The sequence below is a fragment of the Psychromonas sp. genome (assembly GCF_047632955.1).
Lineage (GTDB): Bacteria > Pseudomonadota > Gammaproteobacteria > Enterobacterales > Psychromonadaceae > Psychromonas.
In genome coordinates this window covers 161,392-186,559 of sequence record NZ_JBLIED010000002.1, presented here as the reverse complement: position 1 = coordinate 186,559, position 25,168 = coordinate 161,392, and the positions used below count along the sequence as shown (strand labels likewise).

The window sequence follows — 25,168 nt, the reverse complement described above, 5'->3', positions numbered from 1 at the left end:
CAATGTTATGCTGTTAAAAATCATAGCCATTCCCCTCATTAAGTGATTCATTTTAACCTCCACAACTGAATGAAATGAGCGGATTGGATGTTCTATAAATTCAACAGGGAAGAGAATCGTGTTTCAAGTATATCATTCAAATCAACTGGCGCTTTTAAAAGATCTATTGGTGGCGTTAATGCAGGGTTCGAAGCTGACGGATCCCTTTGCAAGCGAAACGATTTTGGTTCAAAGCCCGGGTATGGCGCAGTGGTTACAACTAGAGATTGCACAGTCAACGGGGATCAGTGCCAATATTGATTTTCCTTTACCTGCAAGTTTTATCTGGCAGCAGTTCAAACATGTTTTAAAAGATGTGCCCGATAAAAGCCCCTATAATAAAATGTCCATGACCTGGCAGATAATGCGCCTTCTACCCGATTGTTTGGAGGATCCCGACTTTTCAGCTTTATTACATTATCTTGAAGATGATTTATACCTGCGCAAGCGTTTCCAGTTAAGCCAGAAAATCGCTGATATTTTTGACCAATATTTAGTTTATCGTCCGGAATGGATTGCAGCCTGGGAAAACGCCAGCGAAGAAGAACTCAGCCAGTGGCATGCTGCTAATAAGCAATCGATCCCTTTGTGGTTAGAGGATCAGCGCTGGCAAGCCAAGTTATGGAAAAAACTCACCCTGACTATTGCCGATTCATTTGAAGCGCAGGGCAAAGCTTATCACCGTGCCGGTTTATATAAAGACTTTTTAGACACCCTTGCCACTAAAAAAACACTGGATCATCTGCCTGAACGTATTTTTGTCTTTGGCATATCGGCACTGCCGGAATCTTATCTGCAGGCATTATTGGGCCTCGCTGAACATTGTGATGTGCATTTTTTATTAACTAATCCGTGCCGTTATTATTGGGCCGATATTGTTGATCCTAAATTGTTAGCCAAACGTTTTGCGCAAAGTCGTCAGAAATTAACCGTCAGCGACGGTGCCATTAAAAATTTACCGGACTCCAGCTGGCAAAAAGATAAGTCGCATTTACAGTGGACTCAAAGCGGCGATTCCGACAGTGAAGTGGGTAATCCTCTGCTTGCGTCGATGGGCAAAATGGGACGTGATTTTCTTTTCCAGTTGTACTCCTTAGAGCAGCAGGAAGTGGATGCTTTTGTTGATATTCAGCGTGATAGTTTACTGCATCATATTCAAGCCGATGTTTTGGATCTGCAGGACAGCAGTCAGGCATTAAGCCCCGATGCAAGCCAGCGCATCAGCCTTGTCCCGGAAGATAACTCTCTGACCTTACACTTATGCCACAGCGTGATGCGCGAAGTGGAAATCTTACACGACAACCTGTTGACCATGTTTGCCGCTGATAATAACCTCACGCCGAAAGATATTATCGTGATGGTACCCAACATTGATCTTTATGCGCCTTACGTGCAGGCGGTTTTTGCCAGCGTTGAACAGCAACGTTATATCCCCTTCAGTATTTCGGATGTCAGTGCGCAGCAGGAAAATCCTATTCTGATCAGTTTTTTACAGCTATTGAATCTCAACCAGACGCGTTATACCCGGGAAGATATTTTAGCCCTGCTGGAAGTGCCGGCTATATTACAACGTTTCAAATTGAATCAAGATGAATTTGTGCTGTTACAAAAGTGGATCAACGAAAGTGGTATTCGCTGGGGTTTAGATGAAAAAAGTGCGGCGCAGTGGGATTTACCCAAACTGTCGCAGAACAGCTGGTTATTTGGCATAAGGCGTATGCTGCTCGGTTATGCCATGAGTGACTCCTTGTTTGAAGGTGTTTCTGCCTATGATGAAGTGCAGGGGTTGCAGGGGGACTTGTTGGGGCGTTTTATTGACTTCATTGATGCGCTGATACAATTACAGGAGGGTTTGAAAGCGTCCTATAATGCCGCACAATGGCAGGCTTTTGTATATCAGCTACTGGAAGACTTTTACCTCGAAGATGACGACAATAGCGCGGTATTATCTATTATCCGCAATGAACTGGATAATTTATTAGCGCATACCGGGCAGGCGGATTTTACTCAGGATATCTCCTTATTTGTCTTAGTTGAGCACCTCCAGACGCATCTCTCGGGTCAGGAAAATAGCCAGCGATTTTTAGCCGGGCAAGTCAATTTTTGTACTCTGATGCCGATGCGCTCTATTCCCTTTAAAGTTGTTTGCCTGCTGGGCATGAACGATGGTCAATATCCGCGCAACATTGTTCCGATGGGGTTTGATTTAATGTCCGGGCACCGTAAACGCGGTGATCGTTCCCGCCGCGAAGAAGATCGTTATCTCTTTTTAGAAGCTTTGCTTTCAGCGCAGGATAAATTTTATATCAGTTATATTGGCCGGGATATTAATGATAACAGTGAGAAAATGCCCAGCGTATTAGTCTCGGAGTTGCTTAACTATTGCCAGCAAAGTTTTGTATTAAAAGAGAATCAGCAGGACAAAAGCCGTGTTGCAGAAAAAGCGCTCAAGGCATTTATCTCTTTTCATTATCCGATGCAGAGCTTTAGTGAAAGTTATTATCAGGGTGAGGTTACAACCTATAATCCGAATTGGTGGGCGGCATTAAACTTTTCAAAAAATGCACCGCCAGAGTCTTTTGATCATCTTCTGGCGCTAGAGCAACCTCTAATAGAGGTGCCCCTAGAGCAATTGAAACAATTTTTGAAACACCCCTGTAAGGCCTTTTTTAATCAGCGTTTAGAGGCTTACTTTGAGTTGGATGACAGTGAGCAGGATAATAACGAACCCTTTTCTTTAGATAATTTGCAGAAGTATTATCTTAAACATGAGCAGTTTGAGTACGCCCTGGAGGGTAAATCATTAGACCATTTGTTTATTGAAAAGAGGGCGGCGGGTGAATTGCCCTTTGGCGAATTTGCCGCACTTATTTTTAATAAAGATCTCGCGCGAATGGAAGATTTAGCGGATTTAACCGCAAGTTATTATATTGGTGAGATTGAAACCATCAATATCGATATTCAGTTTGCTGAAAAACGCTTATTTGGTGAGATAAATGATCATTGTGCAAAAGGATTAGTACGGGTTAAAACCGGCAATATCAAAGGCAAAGATATTTTAACACTGTGGTTAGAGCATCTTTGTTACTGCATCGCCTATGGCCACAATCTGAACTCCAGTCTGTTTGGCCAGGAAAATGGCATCTTTTTTGAAGAGCTGCCCGCGGATTATGCCTACAACAGAATAAGTGAAATGCTTGAGTTATATGAAGCGGGTTTACAGCAACCGCTGCCCTTCTTTATTCAGAGTGCTTTTGCCTGGTGCACTCTGGTGCATGCACTACAGCCCGAATGTTTTGTCTTTGAAGATTTGGAGTTTGCAACTATTGCTGAAGCGCAGCAGGCAGCCTTGGCGTGTTTCTGCAGCGAGCGTGGTTTTTCAGAAGGCGCTGATCCTTATATCAATCGTTGTTATGAAAACCTGGAAGATTATTGGGATACCTTTCAACCTTTAGCATTAAAAATATTCATGCCTATTTTATCCAATATGAACGCGATTGAATATGCTGTATCGGACGAGGCAGAATAATGGATAACTTAAATACAATAAAAACCACTAAAACAGAGCTGTCAGTCCAGCCGCTTGATGCATTAACTTTTCCCCTGTATGGGCAGCGTTTAATTGAAGCCTCCGCCGGAACCGGTAAAACCTATACCATTGCCAGTTTATTTATTCGTTTGTTGCTCGGTCATGGGCAGCAAGCCGCGCATCAACGGCCTTTAACCGTCGACCAAATTTTAGTAGTCACTTTTACCGAAGCGGCAACGGCGGAACTGCGCACTCGGATCCGAGAGCGTATTCAGGAGGTCCGTTTAGACTTTATTCAAGACCACAGTGATGATCCTTTTACCCAAAGTTTGCTCAATGAGGTAGAGGATCATCAGGTTGCCATCCGTTTATTACGTTTTGCCGAACTGCAAATGGACGAAGCGGCTGTCTACACTATTCATGGTTTCTGCCAGCGCATGTTGATGCAGAATGCCTTTGAGTCGGGCAGTTTATTTCAACAAAATTTATTAGAGGACGATGCGCAGCTGTTACAGTTAGCCTGCAATGATTTCTGGCGGACTTTTTTCTATGATTTATCCACGCCCCTGACCGAGCTTATTTTCAGTTATTGGGAGAGTCCCGAGCAGTTGCAGAAAAATTTACGGCCTTTTTTGTCACGCAGCGACCTGCACTTTTTACCTGAAATTAATGATTTTGATTTTAAAGCGAAATATGAGCGCAGTATCTCGGCCATTGAAACCCTTAAAGTAAACTGGCTTAATGATCAGGCGGACTATGCCGATATTATTAACCATTCCGCGGTTTCTAAACGCAGTTACAGCAAGAAACATCTGCCAAACTGGTTAGAAGAAGTCTCTCAATGGGCGTTAACCTCCAGCTCCAGTTTAAGTTTACCTAAAAGTCTGATTAAATTTTCACAAAAATCATTAGATGAAAAAACCCCCAAGGGCGAAATTCCAAAACATTCGGTCTTTAGTGAGATTGAAGCCCTGTTAGCGCTGGATCTTTCATTAGAAAATACCATTTTGGTCAAAGCCACCCATTGGGTGAAGGCGCATCTGCAATCGAATAAAAATAAACAGATGTTATTAGGTTTTGATGATCTGTTAACACGCTTAGATGCGGCGCTGCAAAACGGCAATGAAAACAGCTTAGCCTTAAATATTAGAACGGCGTATCCGATTGCCCTGATCGATGAATTTCAAGATACCGACCCTGTCCAATACCGTATTTTCACTACAATTTATCAGTCCGTTGAAGGTGAGGAATCAGCTGCAGCTGAGAAGAGCCTGGGTTTATTTATGATTGGTGACCCCAAACAGGCCATTTACAGCTTTCGCGGGGCTGATATTTTCACCTATATGCAGGCGCGTCAGAATGTCAGCGCGCATTACAGCCTGGATTATAACTACCGTTCCACGCCGGAAATGATTAATGCCAGTAATACCTTTTTTGAGTTTTGCCCGGCGCCTTTTATCTACAATGACGATATCCCTTTTATTGCGGTGCAGGCACCGAATATTTCACGCAAAAAATTAGTGGTGGAGAACAGTGACGACCCGGCTCAAAGCGCATTACAATTTATTCACCCCGTTGGCGGCGAAAATATTCAAGGTTATAAAGATTCGATAACCCATGCCTGCGTCAATGAAATCAAAAAAATCCTGCTGTTAGCCCAGCAGGACAAAGCCTACCTGGAAGATAAAAAGGGTAATCGAAGCATCATCAGGGCAAATCATATTGCCGTTTTAGTGCGCACCGGAAAAGAAGCTCAGCTTGTTCGCAAAGCCTTATTTGATGAAAATATTAACAGTGTTTATTTGTCACTCAAAGAGAGTGTTTACGCCACCTCCCATGCGCAGGATTTACTGCGTATTTTACAGGCTTGTTTAAACCCCGAAGACGAGCGTTTATTACGCGCCGCCATCGCCTGTAAATTGTTCTGTCAAACCCCTTACCAGGTGCATCAGATTTTATTGAATACGCGTTTATGGGAAGAGAAAATAGGACAATTTATCGAGTACCGCAGACTCTGGAGCAGCGTGGGTGTTCTGGCGATGTTACATAAATTATTTCATCAGCAGGGAATAAGCGCCTATTTACTTAAAAATGCACAGGGTGAACGTTTATTAACCGACGTCTTACATTTAGCGGAATTATTGCAAAAGAACAGCGTTGATTATGATGGTGAATTTGCTTTGTTACGCTGGTTCAGCGAGCAGATAAAACAGGGCAATAGCGGTGAAAGTGAGCAGAAACAACGCTTAGAAAGTGAAAAAGATCTGGTTCAGGTAAGTACCCTGCATAAAGCCAAAGGGCTGGAATACGATATTGTATTTATGCCCTTTACCGGGTTATATCAAAAACCTCATGAATGTTTATATCATGATCCCGAGAAGGATAATGCGCTTATTTTTGACCTGCAAAATGCCAAAAATAATGCCGCCTTGGCTGAAAAAGAGCAGCTCGCGGAAGACTTGCGTTTATTGTACGTCGGGCTGACGCGCAGCGTCTACCGCTGTTATATCGGTATTGGTAACTACCGAAAAGGGCGCGAGAAAAACAGCCCGCTGTGCAAAAGCGCCCTGGGGTATATCTGCCTGCAAGGCGGCAAAGATCTGTTAGCCGGGGATACCGAAAAATTAAACCAACAGTTACAAAAAATGGCGGATAACAGTGACAATATCTGTATTCGCCCGACCCCGCTGTTAGATGAAACACCTTATCAGGTAATACAAAGCGAGCAAGCTTTACAGGCGCCCCTGGTACTTGCAAAACAGGTTGAAAAAAACTGGTGGATCAGCAGTTATTCTTCACTGTCACGCTTTCATACACAGGCCGTGTCAGTGACTTTGGTTGATGTCGACAAAGAACCGAGTGATATCGACAAAGAGCCGACTGAAGTGTCGCCGGTGCTCTTAACCGCGCCTGAAAAAACTCCCTTCAGCTTTCCACGAGGGGCCAAGCACGGTACTTTTTTACATGAATTATTTGAGTTAATTGATGTTGAAAATAGCGATCTCGAAACACTTAATGAACTGATATTTGAGCAACTCTCATTGCGCCATTATTCGGAACCGGAATTGTGGGCACCGGTCCTCTGCACCTGGATAGCGCAGATTTTAGGGCAAAACTTAGCGGCTGATATTACACTAGGTGATTTATCTGCACAGCAGAAAAAAGTTGAGATGCAGTTTTTCATTCCGATGCAGGAAGTGCAGGCACATGAAGTTAATAAGCTGCTGCAAAAATATGACCCCTTATCTGCGCGGGCAGGGGAACTGCAGTTTCGAACGGTGCAGGGTTTTTTAAAAGGATTTATCGATTTAACATTTGAAAAAGATGGCAAATATTACGTGCTTGATTATAAATCTAATCATCTTGGTGACGCTTTGCAGGATTATAATCAAACCAAAATGGAAGCGGCTTTGATTGAGCACCGTTACGATTTTCAATACCAGCTTTATACGCTGGCGCTGCATCGGCTGCTTAAATCCCGGTTAGCGGATTACGATTATGAAACCCATATCGGCGGAGTTTTTTATACCTTTTTACGCGGTATGCAGGGAGAAGCAGAATACGGGGTGTATTTTGTCAAACCCAGTTTTAAGCTGATAGACGGACTGGATAAACTTTTTTCCGGGCAAAAACACAGCACTAAATCAACAGCGGAGCCGATATGTTAAGACAACTAAAACAGTGGAAAGAACAAGGTCTGCTGCGTTCAATTGATTACCATTTTGCCGCCTTTATGGCGGAATTAGGGGCAGATAAATTAACCCAGTTAAGCGCCGCCTTCTGCAGTGAATATCTAGGTCTTGGGCATATCTGTTTGCCCGTTGAAGAAATCATCATTCGCTTAAATGATAAATGTTTAAGCGCTGAGATTGATTTGCAGGCGTTTTGCCGGGAGCATGATATTGAATGTTTACTGCACAATAATTCGAATGCCCATGCGTTATTAAATAACTCCATCTGTGTCGGTGAGGATGCGCCGCTGTGTTTACAGTTTAATGCTCTGTACCTTGCGCGTTATGCCCAATTTGAGCAGCTTATCGCTGATAAATTACTGGATCAACCGCTGCTCTCTTTAGAGACCGACATTAAAGTCGAATTAGATGCTTTATTTGCCACCGATTATAATTATTTATGGCAGACCTGGTATGACGATCCAAAACAATCCCTGCCCTTATTATGTGAAAAATACATTGATCTGCTGCCTGAATCTACAGTTGACTGGCCGGCGGTTGAGCTGTTATTTAATCAGGCAAAAAATGCGCAGGATTTACAACCGCTTGAATCCCTGATTCCGGAAAAGTTACGCTGCAACTGGCAAAAGGTTAGCGCCGCATTAGCCTTTACCACCGCGCGCTGTGTCATCTCTGGTGGGCCCGGCACGGGTAAAACCACCACGGTGACTAAACTGCTTGCGCTTCTGCTGAAATTTCAACCACAGCTGCTGATTAAACTGGTTGCTCCGACGGGCAAAGCGGCGGCGCGTTTAACCGAATCTATTACCCATGCGTTAGTGGAGTTAGACATAGATTCTGAGCTTAAAGAAAAGATTCCCAAGGTGGCCACCACCATTCACCGTTTGTTGGGGGTTAAAGCCAACAGTAATCACTTTCGTTTTAATCAGGTAAAAAACTTAAATGTCGATCTGCTGCTGGTGGATGAAGCTTCGATGGTCGATTTGCCGCTGATGGCAAAACTGTTAATGGCCTTACCGGACCATGCACGGCTGATTTTATTGGGCGATAAAGACCAGCTCGCATCGGTTGAAGCCGGGGCTGTTTTGGGGGATATTTGCCACTTTATTGAATCGGGCTACAGTACTGAAAAAGCGCAACTGTTAGCAGATTTAAGCGGTTATACTTCATTAATCAGCTGCGTTCCGCGCGCTCCTAATATGGCGGATAATTTAGCGTTGCTGCGTAAAAGTTACCGTTTCGATCAATACTCGGGAATCGGCTATTTAGCCAAGGCGATTAATAGCGGCCACGCCAACAGCAAACAGGTGATGGCCCTATGTGAAAATTATGATGATTTGCAGCATTATTCGAATACCGAGTCGGGTAAAAAACAGTTAGCGACTCTGGTACTGGAAGGTTACCGTCCTTATTTACAAAATCTGGCGATTATCAGCGCAGACAATAGGAAGCTTGCTGGGCAGCTGTTAAAGCAGTTTAACCACTTTAAAATATTGTGCGCGACGCGCGAAGGGGAGTGGGGAGTAAAGAGCTTAAATAAACTTTGCGAGAGCGTGTTAGAAAAGGCCAGCCTGTTAAGTACCGGACAAGCGTATAACGATCCAAAAAGTGACTTTACGCATTGGTATGCCGGTCGGCCGATCATGATCACTCAAAATAATTATAATTTGGGTTTATATAACGGTGATATTGGCCTGTGTTTACTGGATGAATCTTTGCAGTTACGGGTTTATTTCCAGATGCCCGATGCCTCCATTGCCGATTTTCAGCCAAGCCGTTTACCCAACCATGAAACCGTTTTTGCCATGACGGTCCATAAAAGCCAGGGCTCTGAATTTGAGCATACGGTCTTGGCATTGCCAGAAAACCATGTTTCCGTGGTCAGCCGAGAGCTTATTTATACCGCTATTACCCGCGCCAAAAAACAGCTCACCCTGTTTGCCGATTTAGCCTTGATGGCCAGTGCGATGCGCCATAAAACCAAACGCTTTAGCCGTTTAGTTGAGCGTTTGAAAAGCGTGCCCGTGACCCTCGAAGAAAAAGTAAAACAGAAAATAAAAGAATAGAACTGCAGCTTATGTGCAGAGTCGTAAACAACTTGCTTAACAAGGTGAAAGGAAAATGACGCCGGCCGTGGATCTGCTTAATAAACACAAAATAGAATTTAAAATTCATCACTACCTGCACGATAAAAACTGTGATTCCTATGGGCTGGAAGCTGCCCAGAAAATGGGCGTGGATGCCGAGCTGGTTTTTAAAACATTAGTGGTTAATGTTGATAATGACAGTCTGCTGGTGTGCATTTTACCGGTTACAAAAATGCTCAACCTGAAACACGTTGCCAAAGTCTGCGCGGCTAAAAAAGTGCAGTTGGCAGATAAACAAGCGGTACTGCGTTCAACGGGTTATGTGCTCGGCGGCGTGAGCCCTCTGGGACAGAAAAAACCCTTAAAAACCGTTTTAGATAATAGCGCCATAGGCTTGCCGCGTATTTATGTCAGTGCAGGGAAAAGAGGGCTGGATATTGCATTAGATCCGGCTGATTTAATTAGCTTATTAAATGCCCTTAACGCGGATATTTGTCAATAACGCTAATAACTTTGATAATGTTGATAACTCTAATAACTCAGATAACTCTAATAATGGCGAATTTTTCAATTTTGCGGAAGATTATTAATAATACAGGAAACATGATGTTCGTACCTATTGAACAACTCGACAAGCGCAATCTGCGTCCTTTAGACATTTTCTGTGAAATTGCTCAGCAGGGCGGAAACACTGATGCGCTGCAAAGGCTGCTGACTGATCATGCCTAATAGGGTCAATTCACCTCAGGCGGTTATTCGCATCGCACTGCTTGCTCCACAAGATTGCTCGTTGTTGAGTTATGGTGTTATTAGCGAAGTATTCATATTGGCAAACCAGCTATTAGGTGTGCACAAATATCATTTAAGTTTACTCGCTGGTACTGATGACGATAGTACTGATGACGCTTGTACAAATAACCCCAGTTCAAAGCTGTTTGAGAAACACGTCTTTAGCGATCAGCAAAAATACGATTTACTGATTGTTACTGCAGAAACTCCGCCTGAAACAGCTGTTTCTATTGATATTAAAAAATTTCTGCAACGCTATTATCGTCAACAAACCGGGCAAATTATCGCCCTGAAAGCCGGTTTGTGGTGGTTACTTGATAGCGCCATTGGATTGGATCAAGCGTGGGTAGTGCATTGGTCATTAATGGATGATTTTAAAGATCGTTATCCAAATGTGATGCTTAGCCATGAGCTTTATCAGCAGGACGGGCGTCTTGATAGCTGTGCAGGGCAGTTAGCGACCTTAGATTATTTGTTAGCGTATTTAGGGGGGCGTGAGGAGGAAAGTTTGATTAATCAAATATGCGATCACCTCTGTCTCGACCGTCTGCGTTGCGCTAATGAAAGACAACGTTTGCCTAACCACGCCTTTGGTGGTGAAGATGTACAGCCAAGATTGACCATGGCGGTGGAATTAATGGAAACTAATATTGAAGAAACCCTGACAACCGATCAAATTGCCGAGCTGGTGTGTCTTTCCAGGCGTCAACTGGAACGTTTATTTAAACGTCATATGAATACCATGCCTGCCCGTCATTATCTGCAAATTCGCCTCAAACGCGCCCATCATCTGTTACAGACCAGTAATATGTCTATTGTACAGATTGGATTAAGCTGCGGTTTCTCCAGTGGGCCGCATTTTTCCTCAAGTTATAAGTCTTTTTATCAATCCACGCCAAGAGAAGAACGCACAAAATGTTTCGCTAATCACTGACGAATGCGAGTAACAAACATTTTTGTATTCGTCTTGAGATCATAAATTTAATGACTGTCTTATTTGAACGCCAACTAGCACCAACCATGACAACAAACGCATAGCTCGTAGAGTGCATTCTATGCACCGATTGTCGCTGCCCTAGTCTTCATAAGATGTTGATAATAAAGCACAGACTGTCGGCGGCCATTAGAAATACTTTGGCATTTTTATTGTTGCCGCGCTCTGCGTGATGATGCCGGATCGGTTATTCGTAAGCTTTCGCTTGAGGCGTTTGGTTTAACTTTTTTGTTGGAATTTCGCCCTTGACGGCGACTTTACTTCTCTTTGAACGGCCAAAGAGAAGTAAGCAAGAGAAAAGCCGCCCGAGACTTTTTTTATTCTTGTACTGCTCAACCACTTTTTAACGCACCACCTCAGACATTACATCCCTGTACTGGCTGAGGTTAGAAAAATCCTCCATGATTTTTCTTGCTAAAGCGTTTGTGCAGCACAAGCAAAACGTACGGGAATTTTCGTAGCCGCATTGGTTTGGTATTTTAATGTATTGGAAACGGCACGCAGAGCATAGCTCGTAGGGTGCATTCTATGCACCTATTTTCGCTGCCCGCGGTGCATAGAATGCACCCTACCGATAACACCATATCAAATGCATTAATAAAATAATCAGATTTACTATTCAAAATCATACCGACGGCTTTGTGAGCGTAAATTTTTCCTTTGAAGCAACTGCTCATAAATTTAATGCTTTGGTAGAATAGGGCTAAATCTGTACGTTTTAGTCGTTTTTTTGAATGCCAGTCATCCGCTAATCTATTAATCTTTAGTTAAGTTGATAACTAAAAAGGCAAAAAAAATGACTCAAGGACCGATTAGAACTGATTTTGACCAATATATGTTCCCTACTTATGCTCCGGCGCCATTTATTCCGGTAAAAGGCAAAGGCTCGGTGATTGTTGATCAGCAAGGCAAAGAATACATTGATTTTGCCGGTGGTATTGCCGTCAATGCGCTTGGACATGCAAATGAAAAATTAAAAAAAGCATTAACGGATCAAGCGGATTCACTTTGGCATGTTGGTAACGGTTATACCAATGAGCCTGTTTTAAAGTTGGCAAAAAAATTAGTTGAAAGCACCTTTGCCGATAAAGTCTTTTTTTGTAATTCCGGTGCAGAAGCCAATGAAGCGGCCTTAAAGTTAGCCAGAAAATATGCTCATGATCATTATGGAGCTGCTAAAAATGAGATAGTCGCATTTACCAATTCTTTCCACGGCCGAACCTTATTTACCGTGAGTGCTGGCGGACAACCAAAATATTCACAGGACTTCGCGCCTTTACCCGGTGGCATTAAACACGTTGCTTTTAATGACATTGAGGCGGCAAAAGCGGTGATTGGTGCAAATACCTGTGCGGTCATTGTCGAGCCTGTTCAAGGAGAAGGGGGCGTTGTTGCTGCCAATTCTGAATTTTTACAAAGCTTACGCGACCTTTGTGACCAACATGATGCGCTGCTGATTTTTGATGAAGTGCAAACTGGTGTTGGTCGTACCGGGCATCTTTATGCCTACATGCATTATAGTGTACAGCCCGATGTTCTCTCCAGCGCCAAAGCACTCGGTGGCGGTTTCCCCATTGGCGCGGTGTTAACAACGGATAAGTATGCGAGTACTTTATCGGTTGGCGCACATGGTACAACTTTTGGCGGTAATCCCCTTGCTGCCGCCGTCGCTAACGCGGTATTAAAAGAAATCAATCAGCCGGTATTTCTACAGGGTGTTCGGGACCGTCATGATCTGTTTGTCACAAGATTAAATGAGATCAATGAGAAATTCGGATTGTTCAAAGAAATCCGCGGTTTGGGCTTATTGATTGGTTGTGAACTAACTCCTGAGCACAGCGGACAGGCAAAATTAATCAGTAATTTAGCCGCACAGCAAGGACTTATCTTCCTGATAGCCGGTCCAGATGTCATTCGTTTTGCTCCTGCTTTAAATATTCCAGTAAAGGATATTGAAACCGGTCTGGCGCGCTTTACTGCGGCAATCGAAATCTACCTGAAAAAGGAATAACCGCCGATGATTATATTACGCCCGGCAGCACTGAGTGATATCAGCAATCTTGAACGTTTAGCACATGACAGCGGAACAATGGTGAGCACTCTTCCGGCAAAACGCTCACACTTAGTTAATAAAGTTGAGCGTTCAATCTGTTCATTTGAGCAAGATGTTGATACCGCCGGCGAAGAGTCCTATTTATTTGTATTGGAAGAAACCTTAACGGGACAAATATTGGGAACCGGCGCAGTTAACGCATTAGCCGGAAACCGCGAGCCATTTTATGCTTTTCGTAACGATATCAAAATCCATTCATCTCGAGAGCTAAATGTGCATAGCCGCATTCATGCACTGACCCTAAATCATGATCTCAGTGACCATTCTCAACTCTGTTCTTTTTATATTGTGCCTGCGCTGGTGGACAGCCAGTATCCTTCGTTGATCACTCTGGGACGGTTATTGTTTATGAATATTTTCCCGATGCGATTTGCTAACGAGTGGATGGCGGTTTTACCCGGGATTGCCGATCAGCATGGCCGCGCGCCTTTTTGGGAGCATGTGGGGCGGAAGTTCTTTGGTATTGATTACAACCAGGTTGAGCATTACAACGGCACGCGTAATAAAACCTTTATTGCGGAAATGATGCCCTATCATCCTCTGTACGTGGCTTTGATTGATGAAGAGGCACAAGCCGTGATGGGGTTAGTACATAAAGATGCGGAATTACAATGCTCCCTGCTCAGTGATCAGGGATTTGAGGCGGATAAGTATGTTGAGATCTTTGATGCAGGGCCTATTTTAACGGCTCCGCGCAATGGGCTTTCCCTTTCGCAAAAGATTCAACAGGTCAAACTGACGCCTATTACCAGCAAGAACGCGTCACACACTTATTTACTGGGTTTAGCGGAAGGTAATAGTTTTAAGGCTTGTTTAGTACAAGCGGTGTTACAGGGCAACCAACTTCAGGTGTCCCAAGAGAATATTGAGCAGCTCAATTTGAGCCCGGAGCAGCGCGTTTTCTGCATTAAATTGTAAGTAATGGCACAAAAGTCTAAGGAAATATAACCATGATGTTCATTCGCCCGATCCACAGAGAGGACAAGCAGGCTCTTTTGCAGCTTGCCGCAAAAACAGGCTCAGGTTTTACTTCTTTACCTCATAATGAAAACCATCTTGAACAGCGCATTGAGAGAATGATAAACACATGGGAGGGAACAAGTCCGTTGTCAAAACAGGGTTATTTGTTCGCATTGGTTGACTCTGAAACCCATACCTTAGTAGGGGTAAGCGGTGTTGAGGTTGCCATCGGCCTTAACGATCCCTGGTATGATTTTCACGTGGGAACGCAGGTCCATGCATCCAAAGAACTGGGTATCTATAGGCAGATGAAAAAGCTCAGTTTAAGCAATGACCATACGGGTAACAGTGAATTATGCACGCTATTTTTAGATCCGGACTATCGAATGGATAAAAATGGCCAATTGTTATCCAAAAGTCGTTTACTGTTTATTGCTGCATTTAAAGACAAATTTTCGAAAAGAATTATCGCAGAAATGCGCGGTGTCAGTGATCAGGATGGCAGATCTCCTTTCTGGGAAAGCTTGGGCCGACATTTCTTTACCCTTGAATTTGATCAGGCGGATTATCTGACCGGCATCGGCAAAAAATCCTTTATTGCCGAGCTGATGCCTAAACATGCTTTTTATGTTGATTTTTTAACGGAAGCGGCACAAAAAGTGATTGCAGATGTCCATCCAAACACACAGCCTGCGCGCAGAATTTTAGAAAGTGAAGGAATGCGCTATGAAGGTTACGTTGATATTTTTGATGCCGGCCCCACGCTTGAGGCATATACCGAGGATCTGCGCATCGTCAGAAAAAGCCGACTGCGCGAAGTTTGCATTAGTGAGGCAGCGTTATCAGGCGATCAAACCTTGTTAATGGGCAATGAAAAGTATCAAAACTTTCGTGCCATTATCGGCAACCCGATGATCGACGCGACTCAGATTTATCTAACGAAAACACAAGCAGAAGCGCTCTCTGTTATTAACGGGGAGCCATTACGTGTTGTCCCTTTATTTGAAAAGGAACATTTTTTATGAACATAAAATCACACTTTATTAATGGTTGCTGGGAAGCCGGCAATGGCGAATATTTCGAAAAAACCAATCCCGGTGATAATACCGTTATTTGGACGGGTCATGCGGGTTCAGAGCAGGATGTAAGGCTTGCGGTTAATGCAGCAAGAGCCGCTTTCCCGCAATGGGCGACAACGACGTTACAGGAAAGAGTTGCATTATTACAGCGTTTTGCAGAGAACCTTGCAAAACAGGCAACTCAGTTAAGCCAGGTTATCTCCCAGGAAACAGGTAAACCCGAATGGGAAACAAAAACTGAAGTGCAGGCGATGATCAATAAGGTCAAGATTTCGATTCAGTCTTACCATGAAAGAACCGGCGTAAAAGTCACCCCAATGGCGGACGGACAAGCCGTATTAAGGCATCGGCCTCATGGTGTACTGGCGGTTTTTGGCCCTTACAATTTTCCCGGGCATCTGCCTAACGGGCATATCGTCCCGGCATTATTAGCGGGTAATTGTGTGGTATTTAAAGCCAGTGAATTAACCCCCTGGACGGCTCAACTGACACTGGAAATTTGGCAAAAATCAGGTTTGCCAAAGGGGGTCCTTAACTTAGTACAAGGTGCTAAAGAAACCGGTATTGCGCTGTCTAAGGATCAGGGCCTCGATGGTTTGTTATTTACGGGCAGTGCAAATACGGGTTATCAATTGCATCGCCAATTATCAGGCCAGCCGGAGAAAATTTTGGCGCTGGAAATGGGCGGCAATAATGCCCTGATTGTTGACAGTTTTACCGATTTGGATGCCGCGGTGAATATTGTGCTGCAATCGGCTTTTATCAGTGCCGGGCAGCGTTGTACTTGTGCACGTCGTTTATTAGTGCCAACAGGTGCGCAGGGCGATCAATTTATCGCGCGTTTAATTGCGGTAACAAAAAACATAACCGTGGGAAAATGGGATGCTCAACCCGCGCCTTTTATGGGCTCGGTGATATCGAATCAAGCTGCGGATAATCTCTTCGCTGTGGAGCAAAATCTGTGTTCTCTCGGCGCTGTCTCACTGTTAAAACTGACTCGTTTACAAGCGGATTGCGCGTTGTTATCGCCCGCTATTGTGGATGTGACGCGGGTCGATAATTTACCCGATGAAGAATATTTTGGTCCCTTGCTGAGTATTATTCGCTATGAAAGTTTTACTCAAGCGATTGAAATTGCAAATAAAACACGTTTTGGTCTGGCGACCGGTTTAATTTCGACTGAACGTGAAAATTTTGAGCGTTTATTAATTGAAGCCCGTGCCGGCATAGTGAATTGGAATAAGCCATTAACCGGTGCTTCAAGCAATGCGCCTTTTGGTGGAATTGGCGCTTCCGGTAATCACCGCGCCAGTGCCTATTACGCTGCTGATTATTGTGCCTGGCCAATGGCATCAATGGAATCAGAAACTATCGCGTTTCCTGAAACCAATTTGCCCGGTTTACACTTTAATTAATAATTAATAATTTGAAGGACAATTTAGATGTCAGCATATGAAGTGAATTTTGATGGGTTAGTGGGTTTAACGCATAATTATGCCGGACTTTCCTTTGGTAATGTCGCCTCGACATCCAATAAAAGTGCCGTTGCCAACCCCAAACTTGCCGCTTTGCAGGGGCTGGAAAAGATGAAAGCACTGGCCGACATGGGCTTTAAGCAAGGGGTTCTGCCGCCACAGGACAGACCTTGTATTAAAACCCTGCGTGAGGTTGGTTTTAGCGGTGATGATCTCAGCGTGCTTAGGCAAGCAGCAAAAACAGCGCCGCATTTACTGACCGCGGTAAGCTCAGCGGCCTCGATGTGGGTTGCCAATGCGGCAACCGTGTCGCCTTCGGCTGATACGGCCGATGCAAAGGTGCACTTTACCGTGGCCAATCTTAACTGCAAGTTTCACCGCGCCATTGAAGCGCAGACAACCGGTAATGCACTGCAGGCTATTTTTTCTAATAAGCAATATTTTGCGCATCACCAGGCACTGCCTCAGCAGAGTATGATGAGTGATGAGGGAGCCGCTAACCATAACCGCCTATGCGCAGCTTATGGCGAACCCGGCGTTGAGGTTTTTGTCTATGGACGGCAGGCATTGGGTGGCTCGGTTGAGCCGACAAAATACCCGGCAAGACAAACGCGCGAGGCCAGCGAAGCGGTTGCCAGACTGCATCAGCTTGCTCAGCAACAAACGGTTTTTGTGCAGCAGAATCCGAGCGTAATTGACCAGGGGGTCTTTCATAATGATGTGATCTCAGTCAGTAACGGCAATGTATTATTTCATCACCAGGAAGCGTTTTTAAATCAAGCCTCAGCCTTTGCTGAAATTGATCAAAAACTACAGCGACTGGGGACGCAATTTATACCTATCGAAGTGCCTAGTTCAAAGGTCAGTATTAAAGATGCAGTGACTACCTATTTGTTTAACAGCCAACTATTGAGCAAAAAAGACGGCAAAATGATGATAGTGGTGCCTGAAGAGTCACACCGTAATCCTCGGGTTTGGGCTTACCTTAATGAACTGCTTCAAGCTGATAATCCCATTGATGAAATGCGAGTTTTTGATTTGCGTGAGAGCATGTGTAATGGCGGTGGCCCCGCGTGTTTACGTTTGCGTGTAGTCCTTAACGAGGCGGAGCTGCAGGCAACCAACCCGCGAGCTTTGCTGAGTGATGGTTTATATCATTCGTTATGTGATTGGGTTAATAAACATTATCGGGACCGTGTCAGCGAAGCTGATCTCGCTGATCCTAAATTACTGATGGAAAACCGCATTGCGCTGGATGAATTAACGCAAATCATGAACCTCGGTTCTATCTACTCATTCCAGAAAAATTGAGGTTAATATGTTTGATTTTCTAGCCGAAACGCTAGCAGGGGATGAAATCATTGACGCTTCAGGCGAGACCGGCGACGTTGCCTGGTCTCGACCTGAGCCTGGGGTTATGATTTTTGAACCTAGTTGCGGCTATAGCCAAAATATCATTATATCCGCGGCGATTCATGGTAATGAAACGGCGCCGATTGAAATTATTAACCGCTTGATAGGGGATATTTTAAATCATCAATACCCGCTTAAAGTACGTTTAATGGTTATTTTCGGCAACCTTGAGGCTATGCGTAAGGGCGAACGTTATTTAAAGGTCGATTTAAACCGTTTGTTCAGCGACCATTATTTACAGCATGAGTGTTGTTATGAAACCAAAAGGGCGGCGACTTTACAGCAACTAGTTGCCAATTTTTACAGTATCGGTCCCGATAAACCAAGGGCGCATTTTGATCTTCACACGGCGATCCGCGCTTCCCGGCATATTGCTTTTGGCTTGTTGCCTTATCAGGCATCAGGTTGTTATCAAGCGACAATGATAACTTGGTTACAAAGTGTCGGACTTGAAGCGCTCGTGGTTAATCATGCTCCAGCTGCAACATTTAGCTATTTTAGCAGCCATCAATTTGGCGCAAACAGTTGCACATTAGAGCTAGGCAAAGCAAAACCGTTCGGGCAGAACGACTTGCAGCAGTTTTCAGGCATCAATCAAGGGCTGATTAACTTAATCACCGAGCAAACCCCCGATACAAGCATCGGCAATACCTTAACTGTCTATAAAGTCGCCGAAGTAATTAGCAAAAGGAGCGAGCAATTTATCCTTAATGTTGCCGATGATGCGGCAAATTTTACGGCATTCCCAAAGGGTTTTATTTTGGCATCGGATCGGGATGTTAAATATCAAGTGAAGGCAGAAAATGGTTATATTCTCTTTCCAAATAATAAGGTTAAAATCGGTTTTCGAGCCGGCTTATTGTTAAGCAAAGCTGACTTATCTGCGCTTACTCTGGTTTGATAAAAATAAATTAACTGAACCGAACTCGGCTTAAGGAAAAAACTAGATTACGTCATTCCAGCAGTATTTTAGCTCGAATATCAGTAAGTTAAAATTTGAATAGGTCTTCTCACATCTAGATCTTCGATTAAAACAACTCGAAGATGACAATGTTGAATTATAAAGATGACAAGAAGAAGTAATGTCCAATTTAACCTTTCTCCCTTCTTAAAAATTGTTTCTGCCTTACCGCCCTGAGCGGTGAAATTATCTGTTATCCCCTCTAAATATCATCCTAAAGTATGAGTTTTTTCATGCCGATGGCGCATGGTCGTATTCGCTTTACTCGCGTTATTATAATTCCCGTAAAACACCTACTACTTCAATAAATAACCAGGCAGATATAATCCATCGGCCGACTATAAGAGGTTCATTATGATCTATGCAAATCCAGGCAATGAAGGTTCTGTTGTTACATTTAAAGAAAAATATGAAAACTTTATCGGTGGGAAATGGGTTGCTCCGGTAAAAGGGAATTACTTTAATAATATAACACCAGTCACCGGCGAGCTGATCTGTCAGATTCCGCGTTCCAGCGCCGAAGATATCGACTTGGCACTTGATGCTGCACATGCAGCCGAAGATGCCTGGGGAGCTACGTCCGTGCAGGTGCGCGCAAATATTCTATTGAAAATAGCCGATCGTATTGATACCAACCTTGAACTTCTTGCGGTTGCCGAAACCTGGGATAACGGTAAACCGGTTCGTGAAACAATGGCTGCCGATCTGCCCTTAAGTTCCGATCACTTTCGCTATTATGCCGGCTGTATCCGTGCGCAGGAAGGTAGTCTGTCACAGATAGATACCGATACTGTTGCTTATCATTTTCATGAACCTCTGGGTGTGGTCGGACAGATTATTCCCTGGAACTTTCCGATATTAATGGCTTCCTGGAAACTGGCTCCCGCCTTAGCGGCCGGCAACTGTATTGTTCTGAAACCTGCCGAGCAAACGCCCGCCAGTATTTTGGTGCTGATGGAATTAATCGCTGACCTGCTGCCGGCCGGTGTATTAAATATTGTTAACGGCTACGGCAAAGAAGCCGGCGAAGCCTTAGCTACCAGTAAACGTATTGCTAAAATAGCCTTTACCGGTTCAACCCCCGTGGGCGAGCATATATTAAAATGCGCGGCGGAGAATCTTATTCCCTCTACCGTTGAGCTTGGTGGTAAATGTGCCAATGTATTTTTCAGTGATATTACTCAGCATGAGGATGATTATCTGGATAAGTGTGCCGAGGGTTTTGCACTGGGATTTTTCAATCAGGGCGAAGTCTGTACCTGTCCTTCCCGTGCTCTGGTTCAGGAAGACATTTTCGATAAGTTTATGGAAAAAGTCATTGAAAAAGCGAAAAATATTGTTCGCGGAAATCCACTGGACAGCAGCACTATGGTCGGCGCTCAGACATCGGCACAGCAGTTTGATAAAATCATGAGCTATCTTGATATAGGCGTAACAGAAGGGGCGAAAGTACTGACCGGTGGTCATCAGGAGATCCTCGATGAAACACTCAATAAAGGTTTTTACATTCAGCCGACCATCATGCAGGGTGATAATTCCATGCGCATCTTCCAGGAAGAGATCTTCGGACCGGTTATCGCGGTAACCACCTTTAAAGATGAAGCTGAAGCACTAGAAATTGCCAACGACAGTGATTTTGGTTTAGGCGCAGGGGTTTGGACACGAGATGCCAACCTTGCACATCGAATGGGCCGCGGCATTCAGGCCGGACGAATTTGGACTAACTGCTACCACTTATATCCCGCGCATTCGGCTTTTGGTGGATACAAAAAATCCGGTATCGGCCGTGAAACACATAAGATGATGCTCGACCATTATCAGCAGACTAAAAACTTATTAGTCAGCTACAGCACAAAACCGATGGGTTTCTTTTAACGACTAGCGAAGGCCTGCGAGCTGCGAGTCACTAGTGACGGGCAGCTCAAAGCTTGAAGGTTCGAAGCTCGAAGGCTCGAAGCTCGAAGCTCGAAAGCTGGAATCTCTAATATCGTAGGGTGCGCTCCGCGCACCGATTGCCACTGCTTGCGGTGCATAGAATGCACCCTACCGATAACTCTGCTCGAATCCCGATACTCGAATCTCGTAGGGTGCGCTTCGCGCACCGATTACTACTGCTTGCGGTGCATAGAATGCACCCTACCGATAACTATTCGACTCGACGCTTGAATCTCGCAACTCGAAGCTCAACTCTCGCTTTCCCGCCCTCAGTCTCGTTTCCCATCGACCATCTTTGTTATAGTTTTGCCTCATTTTTTAAAATTAACCTTTCTCACGCATTCATTTAAAAACCGGGATTTCCCATGACTAAGATTAAAACCATCACTGCGCTGAGCAGCTTAAGCGATGCCCGGCTGGCCAGTGAAGAGATACATCGGCAGCTTAATCATGATGATATTGGTTTTATCCTCTTTTACTGCTCCTCCGCTTATTCGTTACCGACCTTAGCGTTGTCGATGCAGGCTCTATTTGACAACATTAAAGTGGCCGGCTGCACCACTGCAGGCGAAATAAGCTGCGCAGGTGACCAGCAGCATTCAATTGTCGCTATCGGATTTTCTACAAACTATTTTTCTATCAGCGCAGAGTTAATTGAGTCGATGGCCGGATTTGATCTGCTTGACGCGCAAAAAACCATTAACAGACTCAGTGAACAGTGCAGCTCAAAAGCATTAACGCCTATTAAAAATAATACTTTCTTACTGACTTTACTGGATGGACTCTCCTTTGAAGAAGAGCACTTTTTAGCGTCTTTAAACTCGGCCGCTGCCGGCATTCCGCACTCTGGTGGATCTGCAGGCGGGGATGATAATCTCAGCAATACCCATGTCTATTATAACGGTCAGTTTTATCAGCAGGCGGCCGTGGTTATTATGGTCAGCACCCTCTGCCCCTTTGAAGTATTCAACTGCCATCATATCAAGCGCGCCACCGAAAAACTGGTGGTGACCAAGGTTGATGCGCACAGCCGCACCGTATACGAACTCAATGCCGAGCCAGCTGCACTGGAATATGCGCGCTTATTAAACCTTGAGGTTAAGGATCTCGGTCCGACGGTTTTTTCGCTTAATCCGCTGGCCGTAAAAGTGGGGGGTGAGTATTACATCCGCTCTATTCAGAAAGTCAATGAAACCGATTTAAGCTTAACTTTTTACTGCGCCGTAGATATCGGTATTGTGCTGACGGCCGTAGAGATGGACGATATTCTGCATTCTTTATCCGCTAAGCTTATGGAACTATCCGAGCGTTACGGTAAACCGGAACTGGTGCTTGCCTGTGATTGTGTTTTAAGGCGCCTGGAAATTGAGCATAAAAATTTAAACACTCAGATACAGGCATTAAACAGTGAATATAAAATAGCCGGCTTTAATAGCTATGGTGAACATATTAACGGCATTCACCTGAACCAAACCTTTACCGGCGTTTACATCGCGGGTGGCGCCAATGAATGAGATGCTTTTAAACGAAGAAAACCAACGGTTGAAATATCAAAATGCCAAACTGCTGAAAATTAATAGGGCGCTGATGCAGCGCGTCGAAGAGGGCGGTAACCAGTCGGCACCCTATGCAGCTTTTGAGCATTCAGTACATTTAGCCAAGCAGGTCAGAGAGAAAACCCAAGCCTTGAATGAAACACTGTCGCAGCTGGAACGCCGCAACCGTCAATTGAAAACATTTCAGCAGCGCTTTACCGATGCCATCGAAAGCCTTTCCGAAGCCTTCGTTTTATTAGACAGTGACGGGCGAATTATTTTTAAGAACAGCAATTTTGAAGCTTTTCTGCAGACATCAAATCTGCCCTCGGAAACCGTGCTTAACCTTAAAAGAGTGACCGAAAAAAACCACGGTAATAATAAGCAGCTTAAACCGGTTTACCTGTTGTCCGACGGACGCTGGTTTCAGCTTAACGAACGCTCGACCGTGGAAGGCGGAAGGGTTTTGCTTTATACGGATATCAGCGCATTAAAGGAAGCTGAAACAGTACGTTACGATCAGGCGATGGCACAAAAATCGGTGCAGCTTCATCATCTGGTGGATAATTTGTCCCAGGGTGTGGTGCTGCTTAGCCGTGAAAAACAGATTGAAGTCTGGAACAGCCGTTTTGTTCAACTTAGTCAGTTAGACGTGGCACAGCTGCAAACTGATTCGAGCTTGTCTTTTCTGCAGACATTGACTGAGCTACCACTGCCCGCGCAACCACGCTTGGGTAGTGACTCTGATGTGCAGACTTTAAGTGATGGCACCGTACTGGAAATAAGAGTGCACCAGCTTCAAGACGAAAAAACCATTATAACCTACACCGACATTACCGAGCGCCACCGCTTTCAGCAGTCTCTGCAGGAAAATGAGCGCCGACTGCGCCTGATAACAGATAACGTACCGGCGATGATTGCTTATATCAGCGCCGATCTTAAGTTTGAATTTACCAATCAGGTTTATATTGACTGGTACGGCAGATCGCCGCGCGGGCTGGGTATTTCAGCGCTGGATAAAAGCCTTAATTATAAGCAGATTCAGCCCTTTGTTAAGCGCGCTCTAAACGGTGAAAGTGTCATTTTTGAAAGCAAAGAACTAAACCGTGCAGGAGAGCCTAATTATCTGCTCAAGTCCTATGTTCCAAACCGTGATAGCAGTGGCGCAGTACTGGGTTTCTTTGTGTTAATTCGCAACATTACCGAGCGCAGGATAAATGCATTAGCCCTGCAGAAAGCCCATGATCAGCTGGAAATAAGGGTCGTTGAACGCACTGCGCAGCTGCAAAGCCTCAACCAGAAACTGCTCGATGAAGTTGAAGAGCGTCGCCGAGTACAAACTGATTTACTGGCGGCAAGCAAAGAAGCAGAGCAAGCTAATTTTTCTAAAACAAAATTTCTGGCGGCGGTCAGTCACGATTTACTGCAGCCGCTTAATGCCGCGCAACTGTTTACCAGCTCCATTATTGAGAGCAGCCGTGATGATAATTTAACCCCTTTAATTAACTCGGTCAGTAGCTCGCTTAATGATTTAGAAAACCTGATCTGCACGCTGGTTGATATTTCTAAATTAGATGCTGGGGTGGTGAGGGCGGATAAATGCACTTTTAAACTTTCCGATTTACTGGATAACTTAGCTAAAGAGTACCAGCAGCAGAGCGGCCTTTATGATGTGCAGTTACGCTACGTCAGTTGCGGTAGCCTGGTGTACAGCGACAGTTTTTTATTAGCGCGCATCCTGCGTAATTTTTTGTCTAATGCCTTTCGTTATACCGACAAAGGCAAAGTCCTGCTTGGCTGCCGGCGTGTTGGTGATCAGATCAGCATCGAAGTATGGGATAACGGCGCAGGGATCGAGCAGGATCAGCGCAGCGAAATATTTAAAGCATTTAAACGTCTGAAATCATCACGCAGCGCATTCACCAACGGTCTTGGTCTGGGGCTGGCGATAGTTGATAAAATATCCAAGGTACTTGAGCATCCGGTGAAGGTCTCCTCTACATTCGGTAAAGGTTCGCTGTTTGCAGTGACAGTGCCGCTCGCTGATAAAACTTATTTGCCCGAGGTGGCAGCGCCGCAAAATCTGTTATTAACTAATACAGAATTAGCCGGGAAGACAGTGTGGCTGGTAGATAACGATTTTAATATTTGTTTGGCAATGAAACAGCTGCTTGAAACCTGGGGTTGCTCAATCATCAGTGCGGCAAGCCTTGCTGATTTACAAAAGCGGATTGATATTGGCAATGACCATGCGGATATTTTAATCGTTGATTATCATCTTGATGATGGCACTAATGGTCTGGAGGTTGCAGAGCAAATTAATCAGCTGCGCAGCGCACCGTTACCGGTATTAATGATCACCGCCAATTACAATAAATCATTACAAAAAGAAATTAAAGAGCACGGTTTATTGTTATTACATAAACCGGTCAAAGCGATAAAATTGAAAACAACCATGCTGTATTTATTGAATAAGAAATAAAAAAATCTGCTGTCGGCTGTCGGCTGTCGGCCGTTAGCCGTTAAATGTGAGTTACGGGCTGCGAGTTTCGAGTTTAGAGCTTCGA

General features: G+C 44.5%; 15 protein-coding genes. All 15 read left to right on the top strand.

Annotated elements, in window-relative coordinates; genetic code table 11:
- Nucleotides 1–118 precede the first annotated feature (118 nt).
- The 15 genes from recC (at nt 119) to ACJAZP_RS02480 (ending at nt 25,083) form a co-directional block, all read left to right on the top strand.
- Nucleotides 119–3,568, top strand: coding sequence for an exodeoxyribonuclease V subunit gamma (gene recC / locus ACJAZP_RS02550; protein ID WP_415229166.1), 3,450 nt, complete (start codon nt 119–121; stop codon nt 3,566–3,568).
- Nucleotides 3,568–7,236: an exodeoxyribonuclease V subunit beta gene (recB, locus tag ACJAZP_RS02545; protein ID WP_415229165.1), complete on the top strand. Its 3,669-nt coding sequence runs from the start codon at nt 3,568–3,570 to the stop codon at nt 7,234–7,236. The genes recC and recB overlap by 1 nt, the downstream gene beginning before the upstream one ends.
- Nucleotides 7,230–9,326, top strand: a complete 2,097-nt coding sequence (gene recD / locus ACJAZP_RS02540; RefSeq protein ID WP_415229164.1) for an exodeoxyribonuclease V subunit alpha — start codon at nt 7,230–7,232, stop codon at nt 9,324–9,326. The genes recB and recD overlap by 7 nt, the downstream gene beginning before the upstream one ends.
- A gap of 55 nt (nt 9,327–9,381) precedes the next feature.
- A complete protein-coding gene (gene ybaK / locus ACJAZP_RS02535; protein ID WP_415229163.1) occupies nt 9,382–9,849 on the top strand; it encodes a Cys-tRNA(Pro) deacylase in 468 nt (155 codons plus the stop codon).
- A 104-nt stretch (nt 9,850–9,953) separates the two neighbouring features.
- A complete protein-coding gene (locus ACJAZP_RS02530; RefSeq protein ID WP_415229162.1) occupies nt 9,954–10,076 on the top strand; it encodes a hypothetical protein in 123 nt (40 codons plus the stop codon).
- Nucleotides 10,069–11,070 (top strand): GlxA family transcriptional regulator, encoded by a 1,002-nt coding sequence (locus ACJAZP_RS02525; RefSeq protein WP_415229161.1) that lies wholly within the window; start codon nt 10,069–10,071, stop codon nt 11,068–11,070. Before ACJAZP_RS02530 ends, ACJAZP_RS02525 begins: the two co-directional genes overlap by 8 nt.
- Before the next feature lie 856 nt (nt 11,071–11,926).
- Nucleotides 11,927–13,141 (top strand): bifunctional succinylornithine transaminase/acetylornithine transaminase, encoded by a 1,215-nt coding sequence (locus ACJAZP_RS02520; RefSeq protein ID WP_415229160.1) that lies wholly within the window; start codon nt 11,927–11,929, stop codon nt 13,139–13,141.
- Nucleotides 13,142–13,147: 6 nt separating this feature from the next.
- Entirely contained in the window at nt 13,148–14,161 is a 1,014-nt protein-coding gene (locus tag ACJAZP_RS02515) for an arginine N-succinyltransferase (protein WP_415229159.1), read from the top strand.
- 32 nt (nt 14,162–14,193) lie between these two features.
- On the top strand, nt 14,194–15,228 hold the full coding sequence (astA, locus tag ACJAZP_RS02510; RefSeq protein WP_415229158.1) for an arginine N-succinyltransferase: 1,035 nt from the start codon (nt 14,194–14,196) through the stop codon (nt 15,226–15,228).
- A complete protein-coding gene (gene astD / locus ACJAZP_RS02505) occupies nt 15,225–16,697 on the top strand; it encodes a succinylglutamate-semialdehyde dehydrogenase (RefSeq protein ID WP_415229157.1) in 1,473 nt (490 codons plus the stop codon). Before astA ends, astD begins: the two co-directional genes overlap by 4 nt.
- A gap of 27 nt (nt 16,698–16,724) precedes the next feature.
- Entirely contained in the window at nt 16,725–18,068 is a 1,344-nt protein-coding gene (gene astB / locus ACJAZP_RS02500; RefSeq protein WP_415229156.1) for an N-succinylarginine dihydrolase, read from the top strand.
- Between the two features lie 7 nt (nt 18,069–18,075).
- Nucleotides 18,076–19,071 (top strand): succinylglutamate desuccinylase, encoded by a 996-nt coding sequence (gene astE, locus ACJAZP_RS02495; RefSeq protein WP_415229155.1) that lies wholly within the window; start codon nt 18,076–18,078, stop codon nt 19,069–19,071.
- Between the two features lie 414 nt (nt 19,072–19,485).
- On the top strand, nt 19,486–21,006 hold the full coding sequence (locus tag ACJAZP_RS02490; protein WP_415229154.1) for an aldehyde dehydrogenase family protein: 1,521 nt from the start codon (nt 19,486–19,488) through the stop codon (nt 21,004–21,006).
- A gap of 425 nt (nt 21,007–21,431) precedes the next feature.
- A complete protein-coding gene (nosP, locus tag ACJAZP_RS02485; protein WP_415229153.1) occupies nt 21,432–22,580 on the top strand; it encodes a nitric oxide-sensing protein NosP in 1,149 nt (382 codons plus the stop codon).
- Nucleotides 22,573–25,083 (top strand): NahK/ErcS family hybrid sensor histidine kinase/response regulator, encoded by a 2,511-nt coding sequence (locus ACJAZP_RS02480; protein WP_415229152.1) that lies wholly within the window; start codon nt 22,573–22,575, stop codon nt 25,081–25,083. The genes nosP and ACJAZP_RS02480 overlap by 8 nt, the downstream gene beginning before the upstream one ends.
- The last annotated feature ends 85 nt before the right edge of the window (nt 25,084–25,168 follow it).

What these genes read in the sequence shown, in the direction of transcription:
- ACJAZP_RS02520 (WP_415229160.1), top strand. Translation starts at nt 11,927, where the DNA reads ATGACTCAAGGACCGATTAGAACTGATTTTGACCAATATATGTTCCCT.
- ACJAZP_RS02515 (WP_415229159.1), top strand. Translation starts at nt 13,148, where the DNA reads ATGATTATATTACGCCCGGCAGCACTGAGTGATATCAGCAATCTTGAA.
- ACJAZP_RS02530 (WP_415229162.1), top strand. Translation starts at nt 9,954, where the DNA reads ATGTTCGTACCTATTGAACAACTCGACAAGCGCAATCTGCGTCCTTTA.
- astA (WP_415229158.1), top strand. Translation starts at nt 14,194, where the DNA reads ATGATGTTCATTCGCCCGATCCACAGAGAGGACAAGCAGGCTCTTTTG.
- recD (WP_415229164.1), top strand. Translation starts at nt 7,230, where the DNA reads ATGTTAAGACAACTAAAACAGTGGAAAGAACAAGGTCTGCTGCGTTCA.
- ACJAZP_RS02480 (WP_415229152.1), top strand. Translation starts at nt 22,573, where the DNA reads ATGAATGAGATGCTTTTAAACGAAGAAAACCAACGGTTGAAATATCAA.
- astB (WP_415229156.1), top strand. Translation starts at nt 16,725, where the DNA reads ATGTCAGCATATGAAGTGAATTTTGATGGGTTAGTGGGTTTAACGCAT.
- ybaK (WP_415229163.1), top strand. Translation starts at nt 9,382, where the DNA reads ATGACGCCGGCCGTGGATCTGCTTAATAAACACAAAATAGAATTTAAA.
- astD (WP_415229157.1), top strand. Translation starts at nt 15,225, where the DNA reads ATGAACATAAAATCACACTTTATTAATGGTTGCTGGGAAGCCGGCAAT.
- ACJAZP_RS02490 (WP_415229154.1), top strand. Translation starts at nt 19,486, where the DNA reads ATGATCTATGCAAATCCAGGCAATGAAGGTTCTGTTGTTACATTTAAA.
- recB (WP_415229165.1), top strand. Translation starts at nt 3,568, where the DNA reads ATGGATAACTTAAATACAATAAAAACCACTAAAACAGAGCTGTCAGTC.
- ACJAZP_RS02525 (WP_415229161.1), top strand. Translation starts at nt 10,069, where the DNA reads ATGCCTAATAGGGTCAATTCACCTCAGGCGGTTATTCGCATCGCACTG.
- astE (WP_415229155.1), top strand. Translation starts at nt 18,076, where the DNA reads ATGTTTGATTTTCTAGCCGAAACGCTAGCAGGGGATGAAATCATTGAC.
- nosP (WP_415229153.1), top strand. Translation starts at nt 21,432, where the DNA reads ATGACTAAGATTAAAACCATCACTGCGCTGAGCAGCTTAAGCGATGCC.